This window comes from Paenibacillus sp. sgz302148 (assembly GCF_056120465.1).
The window spans coordinates 88013-111464 of record NZ_JBVYOJ010000005.1 but is presented as its reverse complement, the minus strand read 5'-3'; the positions used below and the strand labels follow the sequence as shown (position 1 = coordinate 111464).

Genomic DNA, 23452 nt, shown 5'->3' with positions numbered 1-23452 from the left:
TCCCGTGCCTCCTGGTTTTGATCGATCAATGCATCGTCACATTCCCGATTCGTGCATCCCCAAAGTTCTGGCTTTCACTCGATCCCATCATCTCCGTGATCATTTCGCATTCACGCATTTCTGCAGTTATCCGCCGCCCGCTATTTCCCGTTAACTTTCCGTTGCTTCCCGCCGGGGTATGCTTTATATTGGTCTCTAATGGGATACCGATGCAATCAAGCCAACATGACGGATAGGTGAAGGAGAATACATAACGATGTCAACTTTATACGGAATACGTTTTGATCAACCTGCGACCTATAACGGCGCCGATGCCGAGCAAAGCTGGTACCGGGCCCTGCCACTCGGCAACGGGCGGATCGGCGCGATGGTATACGGCGATTGGCCGTCCGAGCGGATTCAGCTCAACGAGGAGTCGATTTGGGCGGGCCCGCCGATCCCGCACAATCTACCCACTGCATGGAACGCGATCGAGAAGGCGCGCGAGCTGCTGTTTGCGGGCCGCTATGCGGAAGCGGCGAAGCTGGTGCAGTCGGAGGTGCTGCATCACCATACGGGTCCGCGCAGCTACCAACCGCTCGGCGAGCTGATTGTGGAGCATAGGCTGCCCGAAGACGCGCCGGCTCCGCAAAGCTATGCCCGCGAGCTTGATCTGGACACCGCGATCGCGACGGTGGCCTATCGCTCCGGCGAAGCCAATCATACGCGGGAGCAATGGATCAGCGTCGTGGATCAAGTGTTCGTCCTGCGTTGGACGGCGGACCGTTCCGGGGGAATCGATGCGAGACTCAGCTTGACGCGTGAAGCGGACGCTTCGGCACAAGCCGTCGATGATCGCACGATTGTTTTCACCGGCCAAGCCGGGCATGAGGGCACTCATCTAGGCACCAAGTTTACAGCCATGGTGAAAGTGCAAACCGCAGGCGGGACGACGAGCAGGGATGGAGACGGCTTGCTTGTGCAAGGCGCGGATGAACTGACGGTCTATTTGGCCGCACGCACCGATTTTAACTTCAGCAACCCGCATGAGCCATGGAGCCATGATCTTGCGGCAGCTTGCGAGCGAGATATTCGGTCGGCTATGGACAAAACGTACGACCAGCTGCGGCGGGATCACGTCGCCGAACACCAATCCTGGTTCCGTCGGGTCGATTTGCGCCTAGGCGAAAATTTGGACCTGCAGCAGCGGATGGAGCTGCGCGGGCTGCCGACCGAGTGGCGGCTCGATGCGTTTAAGAACGGAGCGGACGACCCGGAACTGATTGCGTTATATTTTCAATATGGACGATATTTGCTTATTTCCTCCAGCCGGCCCGGTTGTTTGCCTGCGAATCTGCAAGGCATCTGGAATCCGTGGCTGAAAGCGCCTTGGGACAGCGATTATCATATCAATATTAATTTGCAAATGAATTATTGGCCGACGGAAGCGACGAACTTGGCGGAATGCCACACGCCGTTCTTCGATTTGATCGAAGGTATGGTCGAGAACGGCCGCATTACGGCACAAGAGGTATATCACTGCCGCGGCTTCGTGGCGCATTATACGACGGACGTATGGAAATTTACGGCGCCGCTCGGCGGGCTCTCTTATGGGATGTGGCCGATGGGAGCGGGCTGGTGCTCGCGTCACTTCATGGAGCATTACCGTTTCACGGGCGATATGCAATTTTTACGGACCCGGGCTTATCCGCTGCTGAAGGAAGCGGCTTTATTCTATATCGATTGGCTCGTGCGTCATCCGGAAACGGGACAATGGGTATCGGGGCCCTCCATTTCGCCGGAGAACGCTTTTGTGGCACCGGACGGTTCTGCGCAAACGTTATGCATGGGCGCCTCGATGGACCAGCAGATTATTTGGGATACGCTGAGGAATGCGCTGGACGCGGCATCGATCCTCGGCATCTCCGACGAATTTACGGAGGAGGCCGCACGCAAGCTGGAAGAGCTTGCGCTGCCGGGAATCGCCGAGGACGGCAGGCTGCTGGAGTGGAACGAAGCTTTCCAGGAAGTCGAGCCCGGGCACCGGCATATATCGCATCTGTACGGGATTCATCCGGGCGATCAATATTCATATGCGGAGACGCCCGATATGATGGAGGCAGCCAAGAAGTCGCTGCAATATCGTTTGCGGCACGGCGGAGGCCATACAGGCTGGAGCCGCGCCTGGATCGTCAACTTCTACGCAAGGCTGCGCGACGAGCGCAAAGCTCACGAGAACGTCCTTGATCTATTGAAGCATTCGACACTGCCGAACTTGTTCGACACGCATCCGCCATTCCAAATCGACGGCAACTTCGGCGGTACGGCCGGCATCGCCGAAATGCTGCTGCAAAGCCATGCCGGGGCGATCGAGCTGCTTCCTTCGCTGCCGCGGGCGGCGTGGTCCAAAGGCAGCGTCAAAGGATTAAAGGCGCGCGGCGGATACGAGGTCAGCATGGAATGGGACGAAGGGGCGCTTGCGCAATGCGAGATTCGGGCGGCTTATTCGGGAGTCGCCGTCATTGCCTACGAGGGACAACGGCTTGAAATTGCGACGGAAGCGGGAGAAGTTTTTACGATCCGAATGGAGAACGGCAAGCTGATAACCCAATAGTCTAATCTATGGAAGGTTGCTAACGCTGTAAAATAAGCCCAGGTCCGATCAAGGACGCTGGGCTTTGCGCATTTTAGGTCGATTACGACACGCCGGGCTCGCTAACTAAGCTATCTTACTCGTGAATCGATGATCCGTGGCCGTGCCCCCGGAAAACCGTCGGCGAAACGCCGTAATACGACGTAAATTGTTTAGAAAAATAATGGATCGAATCGTAGCCGAGCCCTTCGGCGATCGACGTAATCGATTGGCGGCTGTCCTGGAGCAGGATGGCCGCTTTTTTCATTTTGATTTTGAGCAAGTAGGCGGTAGGCGTCATGCCGGTCTCCCGCTTGAACAGCTTATAAAAATGCGACTTTTCCAGCCCGCACTGCCTGCACCATTCCGTGTAGCCGATTGGCTTCTCGGGCGAGCGCTCCATGTCGTCCATCAGTTTGACGATGCGGTAGTCCGTCGGCATCAAGCCGTTTAAAGCATTGTACCAGCGCAAGACGAAGGCTTGCATCAAGCTGTTCGCAACCGATTCGGCGAAAAAAGCGGAGTCGGCGCCTTTCGTCACTTGGGCAAGCAGCTCGGTCAAGAACGGGTAAGGGGACACGACGCTCCGGACCGGAAGCGAATCCAGCTCGCGGCAAGGTTCCGTCACGGTCATATAAGCGGGATCGGGCTGAAACGGCGGATAAATCAGCCGCGGGTTGTCGGCCGCCGATTTTTCCCATAAGTCGCAATATACGTTGTTCGACTCCAGCGGCGTCCCCGGAGCATGATGGAACGAGTGCGTCGAGCCCGGCCTTATGAAGATCAGACTGCCTTTTTCCACCGCATATCGGGTCCCGTCGACCTCGACCTCGCCTTTTCCGCCGGTAAACAGATGAAAAGCATACAAATAGCCCATCCGCGTACTTTCATGCGGGCTGCCGTTATACGTCCAAAAACTAGCCAATCGGACAAACGGCTTGATATGATCCAACGTTTTCATCTCATCTGAATGCTTCAACGTATCCATAGATTCTCCTGATCTGAATGCTTCGCCGTATCTACAATCCATTGTTTTCTCCTGATCTGGATGCTTCACCGTATCCATAGTCCGAAGTTTCTCCTGACCCCAAGTTTTCTTTTCATCCATACTTAGCGTGATGCGGTTCTGTTTTTACATTTCGGTGCTTTCCGGTCAATTGATTTTATCATCGATCGAAACTAGCGGAATTTTGTACAAATCGGAAGAAACGCGTTCAAATACACCCTATCCCAACCATGATACTATAATTCCATGTTAATAATAAACCTATGGAGGTTGAAACGATGATGAAACAGCGGAATACGGGAGGAAGCCTGACCGATGCCGAGTGGGAACAATATGAACGGGAAGGGTATGTCGTGCTGCCCGATTTGTTGAACGAAGCCGATATGGAGCTGCCGAAACTAGCGATGATGGAAAAAGTCTCGATGATCGCCGATTCGTTATATGCGGACGGATTGATTCAGGACAAGCTGGAGCACCGGCCTTTTGAATACCGTCTGGCGGAATTGTTCAAAGGGTTGTCGGAAAAGGAGTTTCTGAAATATGGCCGCAGCTGGCGCGACCGGCTGTCGGGATATTACCACCTGATGGCGAATCCGAAAATATTGGATGCCGTCGAATCGCTGATCGGTCCGGAATTGTTCAGCAATCCGGTCTACAACGTTCGGCCAAAGGTTCCGGGCGTTGCGGCCGGCGCGGTGCCGTGGCACCAGGACAAATCGTATTGGCCGGACGCCAATTCGAATCCGGTCATTACGGTTTGGCTGTCGTTCGTCGATGCAACGCTTGAAAACGGCTGCCTGCACATCAAGCCGGGTACGCAGCGGACGAAGCTGCTGGAATGGCACCACGAATCGACGACGGGAACGGGTTATACGGCGCTTCATGAGCATCAGTTGGGCAAACGGGAAACGGTAGCGCTGCCGGTCAAGGCGGGTACGGCCATTCTGTTCAACGACAGGGTGCTCCATATGTCGACGCCGAACAACTCCGACAGCGTCCGCTGGAGCGTCGACCTTCGCTACCAGCCGACCGATCAGGATCCGATGCCGCAGCACGGAGCGGGCTTTCTGGCACGCAGCCACATCCATCCGGAGCGTGTCGCCACGCTTGAGGATTGGCTTGCCGGGAGATCGCAGCGCGAAGGTTAGGCCGAGCACGGAACGGGCTCCCCGGCACGCGGCAGCAGTCCATGCGGAGCGCGTCGCTACGCATGTGGAGCGCGAGGGTTAGCCGGAACACGGAACGGGATTCCTGGCACGCGGCAGCAGTCCATGCGGAAAGTGTCGCCACGCGCGAGGATTGGCATGCCGGAAGGCTGGAGCGAAGGCTGGGCTCCAGCACGCAGTCGCTCCACCCGGTGCACGTCGCCACGATCGAGGATCACCATGCTCTGAGCGCATCCCGTAAAAATATTGCCGCCCTCGTAAAAATATTGCATTCCAACGAATCGGCCATCTGTCTATAATGACGGTACAGTGGTATCAGTCTATAGAAACCAGGTGATTGAAATGCGATTTAGACAAGTACATCTTGATTTTCATACATCCGAGCTGATTCCGGGCATCGGACGGCAATTTTCCAAGCAGCAATTCCAGGGCATGTTGAAACGCGGCCATGTCGATTCCATTACGATCTTCGCAAAATGCCATCACGGCTGGGCGTATTATCCTTCCGAGCTGAACGAAATGCACCCGCACCTCGATTTCGATTTGCTCGCTGCGCAAATCGAAGCGGCTCGCGAAATCGACGTCAAAACGCCGATTTACGTTTCCGTCGGCTTCGACGAAAAGCTGGCGCGCCGCCATCCGGAATGGCTGATGCGCGACGAGGACGACCAGACGAACTGGGTGCAAGGCTTCATGAAGGCGGGTTGGCATCAATTTTGCCTGAACAGCCCTTATCTCGAAGAGATCGTCATCCCGCAAGTGGAAGAGGTTGTCCGCAAATATGACGGAGACGGCATCTTCCTCGATATCGTCGGCGTCAGAACTTGTTACTGCCATACTTGCGTGAACCAACTGCTCGCCGAGGGAAAGGACCCGCGCAACAAGCAGCATGTCATCGAGCAAGGCGAGCGCATTTATGCGCATTATACGAAGCGGATTAAGGAGACGGCCCACGGCATTCGTCCGGGCTTGCCGATCTTCCACAATGCCGGCCACATCTCCCAGGGGCGTCGCGATTTGGCGGCGATGAATACGCATTTGGAGCTGGAATCGCTGCCGACGGGCGGCTGGGGCTACGACCATTTTCCGTTGTCGGCGCGTTACGTGCAGCAGCTCGGCATGGATTTCCTCGGCATGACCGGCAAGTTCCATACGTTCTGGGGCGAGTTCGGCGGATATAAGCATCCGAACGCCCTCCGTTACGAAACGGCGCTTAGCCTGGCGAACGGCGCGCGCTGCTCGATCGGCGACCAGCTGCACCCGGAAGGCTTCATGGACGAAGCGACGTACGAGCTGATCGGCGCGGCATACGCGGAGGTCGAGCAGAAGGAAGCTTGGTGCGTGAACGCGGTCAACGTTGCGGACATCGGCGTGCTGTCGGTCGAATCCGTTGGCGTCGACAAAACCGGTGACGCCATGTTTACGAGCAACGCGGACGCGGGAGCCGCGCGCATGATGCTGGAAGGCAAGTTCCTGTTCGACGTGCTCGACCTGGACTCGGACTTCAAGCCATATCGCGTGATCGTTCTGCCGGACAACGTGCTTATTACGGAACGGGTGCAGGCGAAGCTGGACGAGTTTTTCCGCCACGGCGGCAAAGTGCTCGCGACCGGCAGCTCCGGCCTGAAGCCGGATAAAACCGGATTCGCCATCGATCTTGGCGTCCGCCATATCGGTGAGAATCCGTTTAAACCGGACTATTTCCGCCCGTTATTCCCTCTGCCAAATCTTAAGCAGGCGTCGTTCATCATGTATGCGCAAGGGCAAAAAGTCGAGCTTGCCGGCGGAACGGAACTCGGCAAACGCGAGGATTCTTATTTTAACCGCGACGTATATTCCTTCTGCTCCCACCAGCATACGCCAAGCTCGTTAAATGACGGCGGCCCGGGCATGGTGCAAAGCGCTAACGGCATTTATATCGCTTGGAGCGTGTTCGAGGATTACGCGACGAAGGGCAGTCTCGTGCTGAAGGATACGGTCGTATATGCCTTGAACCAACTGCTGAAGAAGAAGACGCTGACGACGAACCTGCCGGCGCAAGGCATCGTTACGTTGCAAGAGCAGCAGGGCGAATCCCGATATATCAACCATCTGCTGTATGCTTCGCCGGTGAAGCGCGGAGACGGCGTCGAGATCATCGAGGACATTTTGCCGGTGTACGACATCGATGTGACGCTGCGTTTGCCTGGAGTTCAAGTCAGCCAAGTGTATTTGGCGCCGCAGATGACGCTGCTCGCTTTTGAGAAGCAGGAGGACTCGATCGTTTACAAGGTTCCTCGGCTGGAAAATCACCAAATGGTCGTCATCGACTATAAAAGGGTATAATACCGTTGACATGGAAACGGAAGGTGTGAATTTGGCACCTTCTGTTTTGTCGTATCATCGGGATGTATTCATTCAAAGCACATCAAAGAACATCGAAGGTTGGTGAGTGCGGCCTTGAAGGGCAATTTGCGCGATAAACTGTTGGAAACTTATTATTCGTTATCGATCAACAAAAAGATTATTTTTTCGTTCATTTTGGCTTTTAGCGTGCTGCTTGTCCTGCTGGCCTTGCTCACCTACAAAATCTCGTCTTCGATCCTGATCCAAAAAGCGGTCGAAAATACCGAGCAAAATTTGCGGCTCGTCTCCGAGAAGCTGGATCTCATTCTGGACAATGCGGAAAATTATTCGAAAATCGTGATCACGGACACAACGGTGCAGCAAACGTTAAGCATGCCGTTGTCGAGCGACCCGCTGATCAATTACGAGCGTTACGTCGCCGTACAGGATTCGCTGCGCGGCATCGCCGATACGAAAACGTTCGTGAACGCGGTCATTATTTATGACCGGTTGGGCCGCATTTACGATTCCGGCAGTCTGGAGCAGGTGGAGGACGTTAGCCGATCTTATTTTGACAAATTCGCGGGCTCGGCTTTTGGTTTGGAATGGGTGGATACGTCGAAGAGCAACTATTGGAAGGAAACGTCGATCCATAACGTGATCAAGCTATTCCAGAAGTTTAATTCCGACCGTGTCGGTCAAACGCTTGGTCTTGTTGAATTGACGATCAAGGAAGCGTACATTGCCGATCAATACCGGAATATCGACATCGGAAGGAACGGGTCTATTTTTATCGTCAACAAGCAAGGCCTAATCTCCTCGCACACCGATAAGAGCATGCTGTACAAGTCCGTCGCCGATCAGCCCTACTTCTCCTGGGTTACGGCTCACGAAGGGGGCGAACAGTTCCGCGACGCTTCCGGCAGGAATGTGCTGGTCGTCTCGCGGTATTTCCCGAGACTCGACTGGACGATCGTCGGTACGGTGCCGATTCAGGAAATTACGAAGGTCAACGAACTATTGACGCAGCGTTTTTTTGCCTTGGGCATCGTTTTTGTTTTATCGGGCGTCATTCTTTCTTTTATCATCGCAACTTCGATTACGAAGCCGCTGAACAAGATCAAGGAAACGGTGAAAAACGTGCAGGAAGGCAATCTGGACGTATGGCTCGACTTGAAATCCCGGGATGAAATCGGCGCGCTTGCCCGCGAATTCAACAAAATGGTCGACCGGACGAAAACGCTCATGAACAGCATGATGGAGGAACAGAAGCAGAAGCGGGAGTTCGAGCTTGCCGCGCTTCAGGCGCAGATTAATCCGCATTTCCTGTACAACACGCTGGAAAGCATATGCGCATTGGCCGATTTGAAGCGGAACGCCGACATCGTATCGGTCGTGAACCGTCTCGCGTCTTTTTACCGGGGCGTGCTGAGCAAGGGAAATGCGATCATCCCGATGGAGGATGAGATTCATATTACGAAGACGTACTTGGAAATATTAAAGGTACGTTACGGAGACCAGCTCGACTATAGTTTTGACATCGAAATGAACGTTTACCGCTGCCAGACGGTTAAGCTGCTGCTGCAGCCGATCGTGGAGAACAGCGTATATCATGGGCTGAAGAATAAGCGTGGCAAAGGGCTTATCGCGGTTCGCGGGGCGGTGACCGGCGACGTGCTCACCATCACGGTGGAGGACAATGGCGTCGGCATGAAACCCGAAACGCTTGCTGCGATATTCAAGCCGGCCGTAGAGCAGGACATGCAGAAAAGCTTCGGGCTAAAAAGCACGGATGAGCGGATCAAGCTTTATTTTGGCATGGAATACGGCCTTTCCGTTTCCAGCGAATACGGCGTGGGAACAACCGTTACCGTTACGCTGCCGACTATCGGGATGCAGGAGGAAATCGAATGATTCAAGTGATGATCGTAGACGACGAATATTTGGTTCGCGAGCGGCTTAAGGTGGTCGTCGACTGGAACGAGCTCGGCTTCGAGCTGGCCGGCGAAGCTTCCAATGGGGAAGATGCGCTGCTGCTGCTCCAGCATGCGCCGATTCAACTGGCGATCGTCGATATCAACATGCCGATCGTGGACGGATTGACGTTCGCGAAGCTGGCGCAGCGCGATTATCCGAAGCTGAAGATCGTCATCCTGACGGGCTACGGCAGCTTCGAATATGCGAAATCGGCCATGCAGGCCGGCGTCAACGATTATTTGCTCAAGCCGCTTAACGTCGATGAGTTGACCGAGGTGCTCCATAAGATGCGGGAGCGGATCGAGGAGGAAGCGGAGCAGAAGCGTTGGAACGACCAAATCGTCATGACGCTGCGCGAAAGCGACGATATTTTGCGGCGCAAATTTATCCAAGGGTTGCTTGACGGTACAGGAGCGGAAGCGGCGGGAGACAAGGACAAGCTGATGGTATTTTGCCCGCGGCTCATTCAAGCGCCGTTTGTTGCCGTTGCAGTGGCTATCGACAAGCATGGAGCGGACGACGGCAAACCGCTGCCGAATTGGAAACGGTTTGCGGTATTAAATATTGTCCAAGAAATACTGGAGCAGCATGCAATGAAACATATGGAGCTCAGCTATGACGATAGTAACCGAGTGATCGCCATCGTTAACCAAAGGCCGGAGCAGCTAGTTTCACAGAAGGAAAACCACGAGAGCTTATATGCAAAAGCGGAGCTGCGCAGACTCGAGGATGCTTGCACGGCGGCCGTTCGCGCGGTTCGCGCCCATCTGCGGTTTTCCGTAACAGCCGGTATCGGCAACGTATACGGCGATTTGAAGGAAACGCAACAATCGTACCGCGAAGCGGTTATGGCGTTAAAGCACCGGACATTGTTCGGAGGCGACCGTACGATCCGGTACGACGAATTGCCGAAAGCGACGACGCTGCCCCAGCTCTCGACGATCCGCCAAGACGTGCTTATCCTGCTTCGTCTTGGCAACATGCCTGCGATCGAACAATATATACGATCCTTGTTCGAGCTGCTGCGCGAGCAGGACCGGCAAATCGATCACTTGTACATGGCGTTATACGAGTTCGTGGCGACTTTAAACCTGTTCGCCGCCGAAACAAAAATCGAGATCGCGCCTTATGTGGAGGAGCCGTTCTATCCGGAACGGCTGACGGAGCGGCTGGAACGGCTCGAAGATATCGAATTGTGGCTTCTGGAAGCTTACCGGAACACGATCCATCGGACGAGCAGCCAGAAGCAATCATCGCCGGCCAAGATAGTGGAGAAAGCGAAGCAATACATCGACGGGCATTTTGCCGAGAGCGAGCTCGATCTGAACGAAATCGCCGGCAGCGTGTTCGTCAATCCCAGCTACTTGAGCCGCATTTTCAAGAGCGAAACAGGTTACAGCGTCGTGGAATACATTACGGCGTGCCGTATGATTAAGGCGAAGGAAATGATCGAGAGCGGCTGCAAGAACATGTACTTCGTCGCGGAAAGTATCGGCTACAAGGACGCAAATTATTTCAGCAAATGTTTCAAAAAATATTACCAGGTTTCCCCGTCAAAATTTTTCACGAATTCGTAAACGTTTTGTAAAAATATTACCCCTGCCGTAAAAATAGTTCATTCAATCGGGACGAAGCCGAATTTATAATGACAATATGTCAGGCCGACATACAATGAACGTTAACAACGGGAGGTCAAGACAGTGAAGACAGCGAAGAAAAAATCGATCATGACAGTGCTTGCGCTGACGGTTGCATTTTCCACCATGCTGGCTGCTTGCGGCAGCAAGGACGAAAGCAAGAGTGGCGATTCCGGAACGGGCAAACAAACGGAAATTCATATTTTAACGCGTTTCGCCGGCAGTGATCCGAAATCGAAAGCGTTTCAAGATTTGCTCAAAAAATTCATGGAGAAAAATCCGGACATTAAAGTCGTCGACGAATCGCTCAATGACGAAAACGCGTTCAACAACAAATTCAAAACCGGCGTTGCAACCGGCAACATGCCAGAAATTTGGATGAACTACGGCGGCGAGGCGTTCAAGGATTACGCCAAAAATATCGCGCTTGATCTTGAGCCTTACCTGAAAGAAGACAAAGCATGGTCGGACGCGTTCCTTCCATTGTTCGATACTTGGAAATACAGCGATTTGCCGGGCATTTACGGCGTACCGAACGAGTTCTACAGCGTAGCGATCTACTACAACAAAGAATTGTTCGAAAAAGCCGGCGCGAAACCGCCGACTACGATCGAAGAAGTTCCGGCACTTGTCGATAAATTCAAGCCGCTGGGCGCCGTACCGATGGCGATGGGCGAGAAGGAAAACTTCCGCGGCGGCCACTTAATGAACTACTTGTCGATGAAAAAATTCGGCTTCCAAAAGACGCAAGATCTTGTTAACCGCAAGGCGAAGTGGAACGATCCCGACATGGTCGGATTGCTGCAAGTCATGAAGGACTGGCAAGACAAAGGCGTATTCGGCCAAAATATCGTCACGCTGGACAATAATGCGACATCGGCGATGTTCTTCAGCGGCAAAAGCGCGATGCTGTTCGAAGGCGTATGGGCGATCTCGTCCATGGCATCGTCTCCGATCGCGGACAAAATCGGCGTCATTCCGTTCCCGTATTTTGCGGACAAGCCGGAGTTCAAGGACACTTGGTTCGGCGGCGCGGGCGGTTATTCCATCGCCAAGGAAGCCGAAGGCGCAAAACGCGACGCGGCGGTTAAACTGGTCAAATATTTGACTTCGGTCGAAGCGTTCCAATATTACTTCGAAGCGACCAAAGGCGGCGTATATCCGGTCAAAATGGAAATGGATCCAGCAAAAGTCGATCCGGTTACGACGGAGTACGTCAAAGCGCAAAATTCGGCTAAAGAGTTCAAGGCCGAAATCGAATCCTACGATCCGCTTACGCAGCTGACGGACAAAACGCGAAACGAAATTCAAGGCATGTTTGCCGGCAACAGCCCGCAAAAAACGGCTGACGCGATTCAAAGCTTCGTGGAGTCCAACAAGTAATCTCAGGTAGCCTACTTTCATCGTACCGTCCGGTCGGGCGGTACGATGAATTGTATAGGGGTCATTTTCCGCGAAGGAGGGAAACCGAATGACATCGAAAAAATCGTTGTGGATCATATTGGCCTTCTTGGTGCCTACGTTTCTGCTTTATACGATCGCATACGTCATTCCGATGTTCCAGACGGCGTATTTATCGTTTTTCTCTTGGAACGGCATCAAGAACGTGCCGCTTGAATTCGTCGGCTGGAACAACTATGTCAAAATGTTCAACAATCCGGATTTTTACCGTTCTTTGAAAAACGTCGGCGTGTTCATTTTATCGTCGTTCGTTCTCATATTGCCGATTGCATTTGCGCTTGCCTTGATTACGACGAGCAAAATGCGCGGGACACGGTTTTTCAAAGTTGCTTTTTTCATGCCTTCCATTCTGCCGCTTACGGCAGTCGGTTTGATGTGGCAGTTTCTGCTTCGAGGGCAAGGAGGCTTGGTGAACGGCATCCTGACGGCTATCGGACTGGAATCTTGGACGCGCGACTGGCTCGGTGATCCGACGATCGCGATCTATGTCGTCGTTATCGTCAACGCGTGGATTTATTGCGGGATGAACATGATTATTTTCGGCAGCGGGCTTGTCGCCATTCCTGAGGAGCTATACGAGGCTGCGGCGCTTGATGGGGCTACAGGCTGGAAGAAGATTTGGTATATTACGCTGCCGCTGATGAAAGAAACGATCAAAATTTTCTCGGTTCTTGCGGTCACGCAATCGATTCGCGTATTCGGACAAATTTTCGTCATGACGGGCGGCGGGCCGAACGGCGCTACCGATGTGCCAACGACGATGCTGTACAACGAGTCGTTCAAGTACAACAATTTTGGTGTCGGGAACAGTATCGGGACATTCATTATTGTTGCGGCGCTTTTGGCTACGGTCATCCTGAATAAGGCGATGAGCTCCAAATCTCCACGATAATAAAGCGATCGGCAGGTGAAACTACACGATGAACTCGAACATGAGCATGAAAAAAACGCCCGTTTACATTTTTGCGGCAATATGTGCCATAGTCTTCATTTATCCCTTGATCTTCACATTGCTGTCGTCGTTCAAGGACAACAATGAGATTTATATGAATTCCATCTTTTCATTGCCGGTGGAATGGCGCTGGTCCAACTTCTCGCTCGCTTTTGTCGATGCGAAGATCGGCTTGTCCATTTTGAACTCGTTTATTTATGCAATCGCGGGTACGCTATTGACATTGCTTCTTGCTATCATGGCATCGTATGTGCTTGCGCGGCACCCGTTCAAAGGAAGCAGCTTTGTCTACATCTATTTCATTATCGGTTTGATGATTCCGATCTTCTCCTTGATGATCCCGATTTCGCGAATGATCGGTTCGTTCGGCGGGTTCAACAATTATTTGGTGATGATCGTTTTATACGGAACGTTCGAATTGCCGCTGGCGATTTTCCTGATCACCGGTTTTATGAAGGGCATTAGCAAGGAAATCGACGAATCCGCGGTCATGGACGGATGCGGACCGGCGCGTTTGCTGTTTCAAATATTGACTCCGCTCGCGATGCCTGCGATTTCGACGGCCGGCATTTTGGCCTTCTTCAGCATCTATAACGACCTGATCTGGAACGTTATCCTCGTTACGGATAAAGACATGTTCAACATTTCGATGGCGCTGATGGCGTTCGTCGGGGAACGCGGCGCGTCCCAGATGGGGCCGACATTCGCCGGCATCATGATTACGATTATTCCGACGGTCATTGTGTATTTGCTGTTCCAGGAACGCGTAGAATCCGGACTTGCGGCAGGCGCGGTCAAAGAATAAAACGATGCAGCGGGTCGGGTAAATTTTTTTCTCCGACCCCTTGCAATATCGGAGTGACCGTGGTATATTATTTCTTGTCGCTAATAATAATTGATTCTGTCGGGACGTAGCTCAGCTTGGTAGAGCACCTGGTTTGGGACCAGGGGGTCGCATGTTCAAATCGTGTCGTCCCGACCACTATTACTCACAATTGATTGAGCCCCGCGAAGTAAGTAGAATTCGATGCGGAGCTTATTGTTTTTTAGGGATTCAAAATGCGGGTGTAGTTCAATGGTAGAACTCCAGCCTTCCAAGCTGGTAGCGTGGGTTCGATTCCCATCACCCGCTCCATACGATAATGAGATGAAAGCCTTCCTTCGGGAAGGCTTTTTTTGATTTGGATTTGGAATTGGAATTGGACTTGGATTAGATTTGAATTTGGATTTGGATTAGATTTGCATTTCGGTTTAGCTAGATTTGGATATAGATTTAGATATAGATATAGATTTAGATTTAGAAATTTGATTTCTTTTTCGATATCGATTTCGATTTATAAAAATGCAAGATTCGGAGGAGGGTCAGGGCCAGGGAAAGATACCTAGTTACCTTGTAAACGGGCTGTTGAATTCGCATTCAGAAAAAATTTTCTGAAATTCAGATACTTTTTTCTGAATATCTTTCACAAAAATGGGGTCTAATGCGAAATTAAGAAAAAACTTTCTGATTTTAGCCAAAAATTTCTGAATTTCAGAAATTATTTACTGAATCATTTATGAAAGGCGAGTATTCTAAACATTTTCAGAAAATTATTGCTGAATTTCAGCCAAAAATTTCTGAATGTGTGAACGTGGGAATATGAACGAGGGAATGTATGAACGTGTGAATGTGTGAATTTGTGAACGTGGAATGTATGAACGAGGGAATGTGTGAACACGGGAATGTCTGACCGCAGGAGTGTCTGTTGATTGCAGAAGCTCCGAAATATCTTGACAACTTCCCGGACTGCGCATATTTTATGTATATATGAATAAAAAATTAATATATTCATAAAAATGATTGGCGGTGGAGTGTGCTATGAACGATATCATTGTTACGGATCAGCTTTCGAAGCGATATGGAAGCTTTCAAGCGGTCGCCGACGTTTCTCTCGGAGTGAAGAAAGGGGAGATTTATGGCTTCCTTGGCTTGAACGGCGCAGGGAAAACAACGACGATCGGCATGCTGCTCGGCATGATAAAACCAACGTCGGGAGCGGCATTTCTGAAAGGGAAGCGGGTTGGCCCCGATCAGGCGTCCTTGTGGAATAATGTAGGATGCATGGTGGAAACCCCATATTCTTATCCCGATCTGACGGTGAGCGAAAATTTGGAGATGATGCGGAAGCTTCGCGGGCTTTCGGATCGGCATGCGGTCAGCCGTATCATTGAGAAGCTGCAGTTGAACGCGTACCGGGACAAGAAGGCGAAACACCTGTCGCTTGGCAATGCGCAGCGCCTCGGCATCGCTAAAGCGATGATTCACAAGCCGGATATTCTTATTCTGGACGAACCGTCGAACGGTCTTGACCCCGCCGGGATATTCGAAATCCGGCACCTGCTGCAAGAGCTTGCCTTAAACGATGGGGTGACGATATTTATATCCAGTCACATTCTCGGGGAAATCGCAAAGCTCGCGACCCGGATCGGCATCATTCATGGGGGCCGCCTCGTGCAGGAGGTCGACGCCCATCAATTGGAACGGCTTCGGCGCAGGCGTCTGCTCGTCGATTCGAACAAACGCCAGGCGACGCAGGCGGTGCTCGAGAAGGCGGCTATTCCATACCGAGTAACGAATGACGGAATGCTGGAGTCGTCGGATCGATCGGCCACCGATCATCCCGACCGGATTGCAACCTTACTCGTTCAGGCGGGATGCCCGCCAACTCTAGTAAAGGTGGAGGAAGAGGATTTGGAATCGTATTTCTTCAGAACGATCGGATTAAAAGGGGAGGAAGCGAAATGACGATGTTCGGAGCAGCATTCGCAGCGGAATGGCTTAAAATACGCAAATCCAAAATGATCTGGACGACGCTTCTCGGATTTGCGGTTGCAACGCTCATGTGCGGATTTCTCATGTTTATCCTGATGGATCCTCAGTTTGCGCGCAGCAGCGGCTTGATGTCGGCCAAAGCCCAGCTTCAAGGCTCGGCCGATTGGCCGACGTTTTTCGGCATGCTGGCTCAGGTCGTATCCATCGGCGGCATCGTGTTGTTCGGGTTTGTGGCGAGCTGGGTTTTCGGCAGGGAGTTTTCCGACCGGACGGCCAAAGATTTGCTGGCGCTGCCCGTAGGAAGAACAACGATCGTGCTGTCGAAGTTTATCGCCATCCTGATCTGGTGCGGCATGCTCAGCTTGCTCGTCGTCGTGCTCGGCCTTCTAGTCGGCTGGCTCATCGGGCTTCCCGAATGGTCGGCCGGACATGCGGCCGACGGCGTTTATCGGGTGCTGCGAGCCGCTTTATTAACCGGCCTGCTCAGCACGCCCGTAGCGCTTGCCGCAAGCTATGGCCGAGGTTATTTGCCGCCGATGGGGATTGTCGTGCTCGTTATTTTCGCATCCCAGATGATATCGATTGTCGGCTACGGAGCCTATTTCCCGTGGTCCGTACCTGCCATCGTTAGCGGGGCGGCAGGTCCAGACCATGCCGACGTCGGACCGGTCAGTTATGTGATTGTCGCAGCGGCCAGCTTGTTCGGCTTCATCGGTACGCTAGGTTGGTGGCGTTATGCGGATCACAATTGAGAGAGTGGCATCGCTTGCAAAAAACGAACATAAATGCAAACGATTCGATATCGCGCCGTCTCGAACGGCTGTGCTACAGTAGTGTCGATACGCTTCCATCATAAATTCGTTGTTGTCTAATCCGTCCGGGATGCGGTATGTTTGATCTTAATTGAACTTCGAAGCGGAAAACCCGCGGGGGAGGCACTGCGGATGGGCAGGCGACGGCCTTTTGTTCGAATTCTGACGGTTAAAGAAAAGCTAGTGCTGTTTACGCTTTCGATGCTGGTGCCGGTATTGTTGTTTTCCTATTTATACTTGTTGCAATCGCAGCGGATTTTGGAGGAAAAGGCGGGCAACCTCAACAACGAATCGCTCGAGCTTTCGACCTCGTGGATGGATGAGGTGCTGCGCGGAGCTGTTCGCGTATCGTCGTTCGTCGAATCGGATACGAAGCTGCGGAATTTCCTGCTCGAGCATCAGGAGAAATCTCTGTTAGAGGAGAGCATCCTGAACATTCGTGACATGCAGCAGCGGCTGGAGGAAATTCTTGCGACGGAATCGAGGGCGACCTCGATATGGGTCTATTTTCCGCAGTGCAATGAAGTTTTATCCACTCAGTTCGGGGTCTACAAGGTACGCGATTATGTGGCGTTGGACTGGCTCAAGGGGCAAAGCGAAAGCGAACATCTCCGCTCATGGATTTATCCCGACGATACGGTGCTGCCTCACGCGGGATCATTGCTTGATTTTACGATGCTGAAAGGCAACGGCAGCCTGCAAATTTCGTTTACGCGCTCCGTTCCCGGATTCGGCACGAAAGAGCTGCCGGTCATCGTTGGCGTCGGCTACTTGGAATATACGTTGCAGGATTTAGTTATCGAGGCGGCTAAAAAAACAAAAACATCGCTTATATTGCTGAATCAGAACGGACACAGCGTGTTAAAAACGGGGAGCTACGTCGATGATTACCTTAGCGACTACTCGACGGATGCGATCGCGAAGCCTGCGGGCAAGCCATATCGCATCCAAGGACGCTGGCTCGTGACCACATCGGAATCGAAGCTGACGGGCTGGCAGGTCGTGTCGATCGCCCCGCTCGATAAGTACATGGGCGAGCTGAAGCTGCTTAACGGGTTAACGACAGCGTTAACGCTCACCGCCGTCGTGCTGGCGATCTGGGCGGCCGGCGTGTTGACCCGGGGCGTGCACCAGCCGCTGCTTCAGCTGCTTGGCGCGATGAAGCTGTTCGAGACAGGCGATATGTCGGCACGGGTATCGTATGACCGCCGGGACGAATTCGGCAAGGTGGCCGAAGGGTTCAACCGGATGGCGGAGACGCAGGAGCATTTGATCCGCACCGTCTACCAGGAGCGGATCGCGAAGCAAGAAGCGGAGATGAACTATTTGACCGCGCAGATCAATCCGCATTTTCTATACAATACGCTCGGCGCGCTCTATTCAATGGCCAAACGCGTGAATGAACCGCTCGCACAATCGCTGCTTGCCATGTCCAGATTGTTCAGGCTCAGCCTGAACGAAGGAAAAGATACGATGACCGTGCGGGACACGATGGAGCATATTACGAATTACATATACTTGCTGAACATTCGCAATCCCGGCAAATATCGGCTCGACATGTATGTCGAGCCCGGGGCGGAGAGCTTCCACATCCCGACGCTGATCGTCCAGCCTCTCGTCGAGAATGCCGTCAAACACGGCTTGGAGCTCGTTTCCGGTCAAGGCATCGTGCGGGTGGCGGTCACGCTGCTCAAGCGCGATGTGATGATCATGGTGACCGACAACGGCTCGGGCATGGGCCCGGAGCAGCTCGAACGGCTCCGGGAGACGATGACGGGCAATCGGCACGAAACGTATGCGGAGCAAGGCCGCAGCAGTGCGGACAGCGACGAAATCCGGGGTTCGGGTTATGCGCTGCGCAATATTTACCGCAGGCTTCAATTGAAGTATCACTCCCGTTTCTTGTTCCAAATCGATAGCGTACCCGGACGAGGGACCGTTGCGACGATCCGGATTCCGAGAAAGGATTACGAAGATGATGAGACTGCTGGTCGCGGATGATGAACAATATGTGCGTACGACGTTTACGGAGGAAATCCCGTGGGGGCAGTACGGCATCATGCTGGAAGGGGTTGCCGCGGACGGCAAGGAAGCCTACGACATGTCGCTTCGGCTGAAGCCCGACGTGCTGCTGACCGATATTCGGATGCCTTACATGAACGGGTTGGAACTGACGAAAGCATTGAGAAAAGAGCTGCCGCAGCTGAAAGTGATTTTGCTTTCGGGCTGGAGCGATTTCGAGTATGCCCGGGAAGCGCTTAAAGCGGGCGCTTCCAACTACCTGGTGAAGCCTTGCCCGGACGAGGAGATCATCGACGCTTTGCTCGTCGTCATGGAGGAGCTCGGTTTCGAGCGCAAGGCGGGCAGGACAAGCAGCCAAGGCCAGTCGGCCGAAGATGGAGGCACCGTACAGGCGAAGCGCCATGCGATCCGGCTTGCCTGCGATCTGATCCATCAGGATTTGAGCAAGGCGGTTACGTTAACCGAGGTTGCGGCCAAAATCAGCATGAACGCCTCCTCGTTCAGCAGGCTGTTCCGTCAGGAAATGAACTGCTCGTTCTCCGAATTCGTCACGTCGGCCCGGATGAATATGGCCAAAAAAATGCTCGTGGAGAGCAATATGAAAATTCAGGACATTGCCCAGCAGGTGGGCTACGTCAGCGTCAGCCATTTCGTGCAGGTGTTCGGCGACTATACCGGCATGACCCCGGGCACGTTCCGCGAGATTAACGGTTAATTGCATAGAGGAAGCGGTCAAAATTGCGATGGCGATATCGCAATTTTTGCATTTCTATCGCTTTTGCGGCCGCCCTAACATTTACGATATAAATGCAAAATGTTCGTTATGTAAGCGCTATACGGAAGGTGGTATATTGGGCTCGACAGGAACATCAGAGGTGAGCCACTTGAATGCAGAAACGATGAAACCAGAAGCGGCCGTATCGAAGCCGCAAGCCAAAGGCCAGGGAAGGAAGGCCAATCCGCTGTACAAGTACCGGTGGCAATACGCCATGATTTTGCCGGGCGTAATTCTCGTGTTGTTGTTCAACTACATGCCGATGGTCGGCATCCAAATCGCGTTCCGCGATTACAACATTTTTACCGGTGTATGGAAAAGCCCTTGGGTCGGCTTCGAGCATTTTTCCTTTTTGTCCGATCCGGAATTTTGGCGGTTGTTCCAAAATACGATTTGGATCACCGTGCTGAAGTTCGCGTTCGGCTTTCCGGCGCCCATTATACTGGCGATCATGCTGAACGAAGTCAAGCGTCCGCTGTTCAAGCGATTCGTTCAATCGCTCACGTACATGCCGCACTTTGTCTCATGGATCATCGTCGCTTATATCGTGGAAGCTTTGCTCTCCCAATCGACGGGCCTCGTCAACGACGTCATCGCAGCGCTTGGCTTCGAGAAGGTATACTTTATGGGCGACGAAGCATGGTTTAGGCCGATCATCGTATTCACTTCCGTATGGAAGGAAGTCGGCTGGGGCTCGATCATCTATTTGGCGGCGATCGCCGGGCTAGACCCGCAGCTGTACGAGGCGGCCAAAGTCGATGGGGCGAACCGATGGCGGCAGACGTGGAACATTACGATTCCCGGCATGATGCCGACGATATCGATTATGCTCATTCTTTCGATCCCGAATTTGCTCAATGCGGGCTTCGACCAAATTTTTCCGCTGCAAAATCCGGTGAACCTGCCCGTATCCGAAGTCATCGATACCTATGTCGTCAAGACCGGGCTTAATCTCGGCTACTACGGACCCGCGACCGCGATCGGCCTCGCAACGGCGATCATCCAGTTTGCGCTCGTTATCATGACGAACAGCCTGTCGCGCCGCATGGGCGGCTCGCGATTATTCTAGAGAGGAGTGCGGACATGCACGCGACAAGGGGCGAACGCTTCTACCATTACATCAACAACACGTTTCTGCTGCTGCTTGCGGCTTCGGCGTTGTATCCCTTTATCTACATGACGGCGCTGGCGTTAAACGAAGGCTTGGATGCGCTCAAAGGGGGCATTTACTTCTTGCCCCGCTCGTTCACTTGGGTCAACATCATGACGGTTGTCTCGAACCCGCTCGTTCAGGACGCCTTTACGATTTCGCTGCTGCGCACCGTGATCGGAACGGCGACAGGCGTATTCGTCACCGGGATTTGCGCCTACGGCTTGGCGTTCCGACAGCTTCCCGGGCGCAAGGCGCTGATGCTCTATTTTCTCATTCCGATGCTGTTCTCCGGCGGGTTAATTCCTTATTTCATTCAGCTTCGCGATTTAGGGTTGATCAACACGTTCTGGGTATACATCATTCCTTCCGCATTAAGCATTTGGAATCTGATTGTGATGAGGTCGTTTTTCGAAAATATTCCGGAAGCGATCATCGAGGCCGCCGAAATCGACGGCGCCAATGCTTTCCGCATTTTCTGGCGGATCGTCATTCCGACCTCGCTGCCGATGATCGCCGCGATTTCGCTTTTTACGGCCGTGGCGCATTGGAACAATTGGTTCGACGGCGCTTATTTCGTCAACGCGCTTGAGCTCAAGCCGCTGCAGACGTTTTTGCAGAACATGCTCGCCAATGCCGAAGCCGCGCAAAACTTACGCCAGGGCGTCAACAGCGAGGCGATCAGCGACGCCGCTTCTCGCGCGGTTACGCCGACTTCGCTGCGCATGGCCGTTGTCGTACTCGGGACGATTCCGGTGCTGCTCATTTATCCGTTCCTGCAGAAATATTTCGTGCAGGGCGTCATGATCGGCGGCGTCAAAGAATAAAGGGATGCTCCGCTGCTTGTTTCAAGGGCCCGAAACCGGCACGGTTCACCATATAGGCAATTTTTGAACATTTTGATTCCAGCATGAACGACGCCAACTCCAACTTTACGAAAAGGGGATCGAAAACATTGAGAAAGCTGAAATATTTTCAGTTGTTTATTATCGCGGCCTTGATTTTGTTAGCGGCTTGCTCGGGCAAAGACAGCTCCACGGATTCCGGCAAATCGCAAACCGGCGAAACCTCCGCCGAATCATCGGGAGATAAGAAGAGCGCTCCGGCTGACGACAAGAAGGAACCCGAGAACATTACGGTGCATGTCGGCATCAACTGGATCGCTCCGGTGAAAAACGACGGCATTTTCGACCAGCTCCGCGCCGAAGCATCCGGCGTTTATACGAAATGGACGTACGAAACGAGCGATAACGAAGACACCGGCCGGCGGCTCAAGCTGACGAGCGGCGACATGCCGGACATCTGGGCGTTTTACGGCCCGAACGGACAGGCGCAAACCGATTTTCTGAACGCGGACGTCGCCCTTCCGATCGAGCAATATTTGAACATGCCGGACAAATATCCGAACCTGAACAAAATTTCGAAAGCGATTAAAGATTACGTCAAAGCGCCGGACGGTCATACGTATTTCATTCCTTTGTTCATCGACATCGAAGGCGGACCGTCGAAGAAGGTGGAAGACGGATTTTGGGCATGGGCGCAAAACGGGATTTTCGTCCGCACCGATATTTTGGAGCAAACCGGCATGAAAAAAGAAGATCTCGCGACGATGGAAGGCTTCGAGGCATTCCTCACGGCTGCCGCCAAGCTGAAGGATTCCGGGGGCAATGCGCTGATCCCGCTGACGATGGGAGACGGCTTTAAAGGCTGGCGTTCGATCGGAGCATCGTTCGGCGTCGAATCGGTCAGCGAAGCAAGCGGCATGATTCCCGACGGTAGCGGCGGATTCACGGCGACCCGCGATCTGGAAAACTACAAGAAGACGTGGCAGTGGCTGAACAAGATGTACAACGCCGGGTTGCTGGATAAAGAAGCGCCAACGCACAAAAAAGAGCTGTACCTGCAAAAGCTGACGACCGGCCGGGCGGCCGCCTACATCGGTTCGATGTCCGATATCGCCGAAAGCGGATGGATGCCGGCTAAAGATCGAAACGAGGTTTCCACGAAATTCCAAGCGATTCCGTTCCCGAAAGTGCAAGGCGTCGACAAGCTGGGCGCAATCGAAGCGAAAAATCCGCTTCCTTGGACGGGCGCCTACATCATGAAGGGCAAAAACTTGGAAGCTTCGCTGAAATATTTGGACTGGACGCTCGGCAACAACGTCATGACGGTTGATTACGGCCCTCCGGGCGATGCGCCGAAATACGTATGGAACTATGTGGACGATACAAAAACGATCTGGAATTTCAACAAAGAATTCGCCGACGATCTGTCGAGCGGCGATCAGAATAAGCTGCAAAAGTATGGCCAACAGCCTTGGTACTTGGCCAATACGAACGTGCCTGACGTCGACACGAACGAAAACAACGTCAAAAAGCTAAAATATGAGCTGCAAAAAGCAAGCGGCATGCTGCTCGCCGGCCAAGGCGTGAAACGGGACGGCCATAACTACGATTCGGTGCCGGTGCTGCAAGGCGGCATTATCGAGAAATATAAGCCGGCGGTCGACGCGGTCGAAACCGAATACCGCGCGAAGCTGATGATCGCCAAAACGCCGGACGAATTCGAGGATTTCTGGAGCAAATACCGCGACGATTTGGAGAAAAAAGGCAAGTGGACGGATTATAAAGCCGAATGGCTGAAGCAATACGAGGAATTCAATAAACGGGTGCAATATTAGGCGAACACAACACGGGGAACAGTCGAGAAACCGCTAGGAATGAAGAGCCTGGCGGTTTCTCTTTTG

The 23452-nt window shown here is 52.9% G+C and carries 17 protein-coding genes and 2 tRNA genes; 18 read left to right on the top strand and 1 reads right to left on the bottom strand.

Annotated elements, in window-relative coordinates:
- Positions 1-256: 256 nt before the first annotated feature.
- Positions 257-2593 (top strand): glycoside hydrolase family 95 protein, encoded by a 2337-nt coding sequence (locus AC0LWM_RS09255; protein WP_474674634.1) that lies wholly within the window; start codon positions 257-259, stop codon positions 2591-2593.
- A 115-nt stretch (positions 2594-2708) separates the two neighbouring features.
- On the opposite strand, the gene AC0LWM_RS09250 is transcribed toward AC0LWM_RS09255, so the two are convergent.
- The gene (locus AC0LWM_RS09250) at positions 2709-3599 is read right to left on the bottom strand and encodes a helix-turn-helix transcriptional regulator (RefSeq protein ID WP_474674633.1); all 891 of its coding nucleotides are present in this window, start codon (positions 3597-3599) and stop codon (positions 2709-2711) included.
- A gap of 296 nt (positions 3600-3895) precedes the next feature.
- Between AC0LWM_RS09250 and AC0LWM_RS09245 the strand changes: the two genes are divergently transcribed.
- The 17 genes from AC0LWM_RS09245 to AC0LWM_RS09165 all read left to right on the top strand — a co-directional run bounded on the left by AC0LWM_RS09245 (position 3896) and on the right by AC0LWM_RS09165 (position 23386).
- Complete coding sequence (locus AC0LWM_RS09245) at positions 3896-4765, top strand: phytanoyl-CoA dioxygenase family protein (RefSeq protein WP_474674632.1); 870 nt, start codon at positions 3896-3898, stop codon at positions 4763-4765.
- 62 nt (positions 4766-4827) lie between these two features.
- Positions 4828-5082: a hypothetical protein gene (locus AC0LWM_RS09240; protein ID WP_474674631.1), complete on the top strand. Its 255-nt coding sequence runs from the start codon at positions 4828-4830 to the stop codon at positions 5080-5082.
- 43 nt (positions 5083-5125) lie between these two features.
- Positions 5126-7108 carry an alpha-amylase family protein gene (locus AC0LWM_RS09235; protein WP_474674630.1) on the top strand — a complete coding sequence of 661 codons (1983 nt, stop codon included), beginning with the start codon at positions 5126-5128 and terminating at the stop codon, positions 7106-7108.
- A gap of 114 nt (positions 7109-7222) precedes the next feature.
- Positions 7223-9022: a cache domain-containing sensor histidine kinase gene (locus tag AC0LWM_RS09230; RefSeq protein ID WP_474674629.1), complete on the top strand. Its 1800-nt coding sequence runs from the start codon at positions 7223-7225 to the stop codon at positions 9020-9022.
- Complete coding sequence (locus AC0LWM_RS09225) at positions 9019-10662, top strand: response regulator (RefSeq protein ID WP_474674628.1); 1644 nt, start codon at positions 9019-9021, stop codon at positions 10660-10662. The genes AC0LWM_RS09230 and AC0LWM_RS09225 overlap by 4 nt, the downstream gene beginning before the upstream one ends.
- Positions 10663-10785: 123 nt before the next feature.
- Entirely contained in the window at positions 10786-12105 is a 1320-nt protein-coding gene (locus AC0LWM_RS09220) for an extracellular solute-binding protein (RefSeq protein WP_474674627.1), read from the top strand.
- Between the two features lie 88 nt (positions 12106-12193).
- Positions 12194-13075, top strand: coding sequence for a carbohydrate ABC transporter permease (locus AC0LWM_RS09215; protein ID WP_474674626.1), 882 nt, complete (start codon positions 12194-12196; stop codon positions 13073-13075).
- Positions 13076-13103: 28 nt separating this feature from the next.
- The gene (locus AC0LWM_RS09210; protein WP_474674625.1) at positions 13104-13940 is read left to right on the top strand and encodes a carbohydrate ABC transporter permease; all 837 of its coding nucleotides are present in this window, start codon (positions 13104-13106) and stop codon (positions 13938-13940) included.
- A gap of 100 nt (positions 13941-14040) precedes the next feature.
- A tRNA-Pro gene (locus AC0LWM_RS09205) sits at positions 14041-14117 on the top strand.
- 79 nt (positions 14118-14196) lie between these two features.
- Positions 14197-14270 (top strand) — tRNA-Gly (locus AC0LWM_RS09200).
- 723 nt (positions 14271-14993) lie between these two features.
- Positions 14994-15920 carry an ABC transporter ATP-binding protein gene (locus tag AC0LWM_RS09195; protein ID WP_474674624.1) on the top strand — a complete coding sequence of 309 codons (927 nt, stop codon included), beginning with the start codon at positions 14994-14996 and terminating at the stop codon, positions 15918-15920.
- Positions 15917-16699: an ABC transporter permease gene (locus AC0LWM_RS09190; protein WP_474674623.1), complete on the top strand. Its 783-nt coding sequence runs from the start codon at positions 15917-15919 to the stop codon at positions 16697-16699. Before AC0LWM_RS09195 ends, AC0LWM_RS09190 begins: the two co-directional genes overlap by 4 nt.
- Before the next feature lie 192 nt (positions 16700-16891).
- Complete coding sequence (locus AC0LWM_RS09185; protein WP_474674622.1) at positions 16892-18760, top strand: sensor histidine kinase; 1869 nt, start codon at positions 16892-16894, stop codon at positions 18758-18760.
- The gene (locus tag AC0LWM_RS09180; RefSeq protein ID WP_474674621.1) at positions 18735-19496 is read left to right on the top strand and encodes a response regulator transcription factor; all 762 of its coding nucleotides are present in this window, start codon (positions 18735-18737) and stop codon (positions 19494-19496) included. The genes AC0LWM_RS09185 and AC0LWM_RS09180 overlap by 26 nt, the downstream gene beginning before the upstream one ends.
- A gap of 169 nt (positions 19497-19665) precedes the next feature.
- Positions 19666-20625 (top strand): ABC transporter permease, encoded by a 960-nt coding sequence (locus tag AC0LWM_RS09175; RefSeq protein ID WP_474674620.1) that lies wholly within the window; start codon positions 19666-19668, stop codon positions 20623-20625.
- A gap of 14 nt (positions 20626-20639) precedes the next feature.
- Positions 20640-21533: a carbohydrate ABC transporter permease gene (locus tag AC0LWM_RS09170; protein ID WP_474674619.1), complete on the top strand. Its 894-nt coding sequence runs from the start codon at positions 20640-20642 to the stop codon at positions 21531-21533.
- Positions 21534-21661: 128 nt separating this feature from the next.
- Entirely contained in the window at positions 21662-23386 is a 1725-nt protein-coding gene (locus AC0LWM_RS09165; RefSeq protein WP_474674618.1) for a type 2 periplasmic-binding domain-containing protein, read from the top strand.
- Positions 23387-23452: the final 66 nt, after the last annotated feature.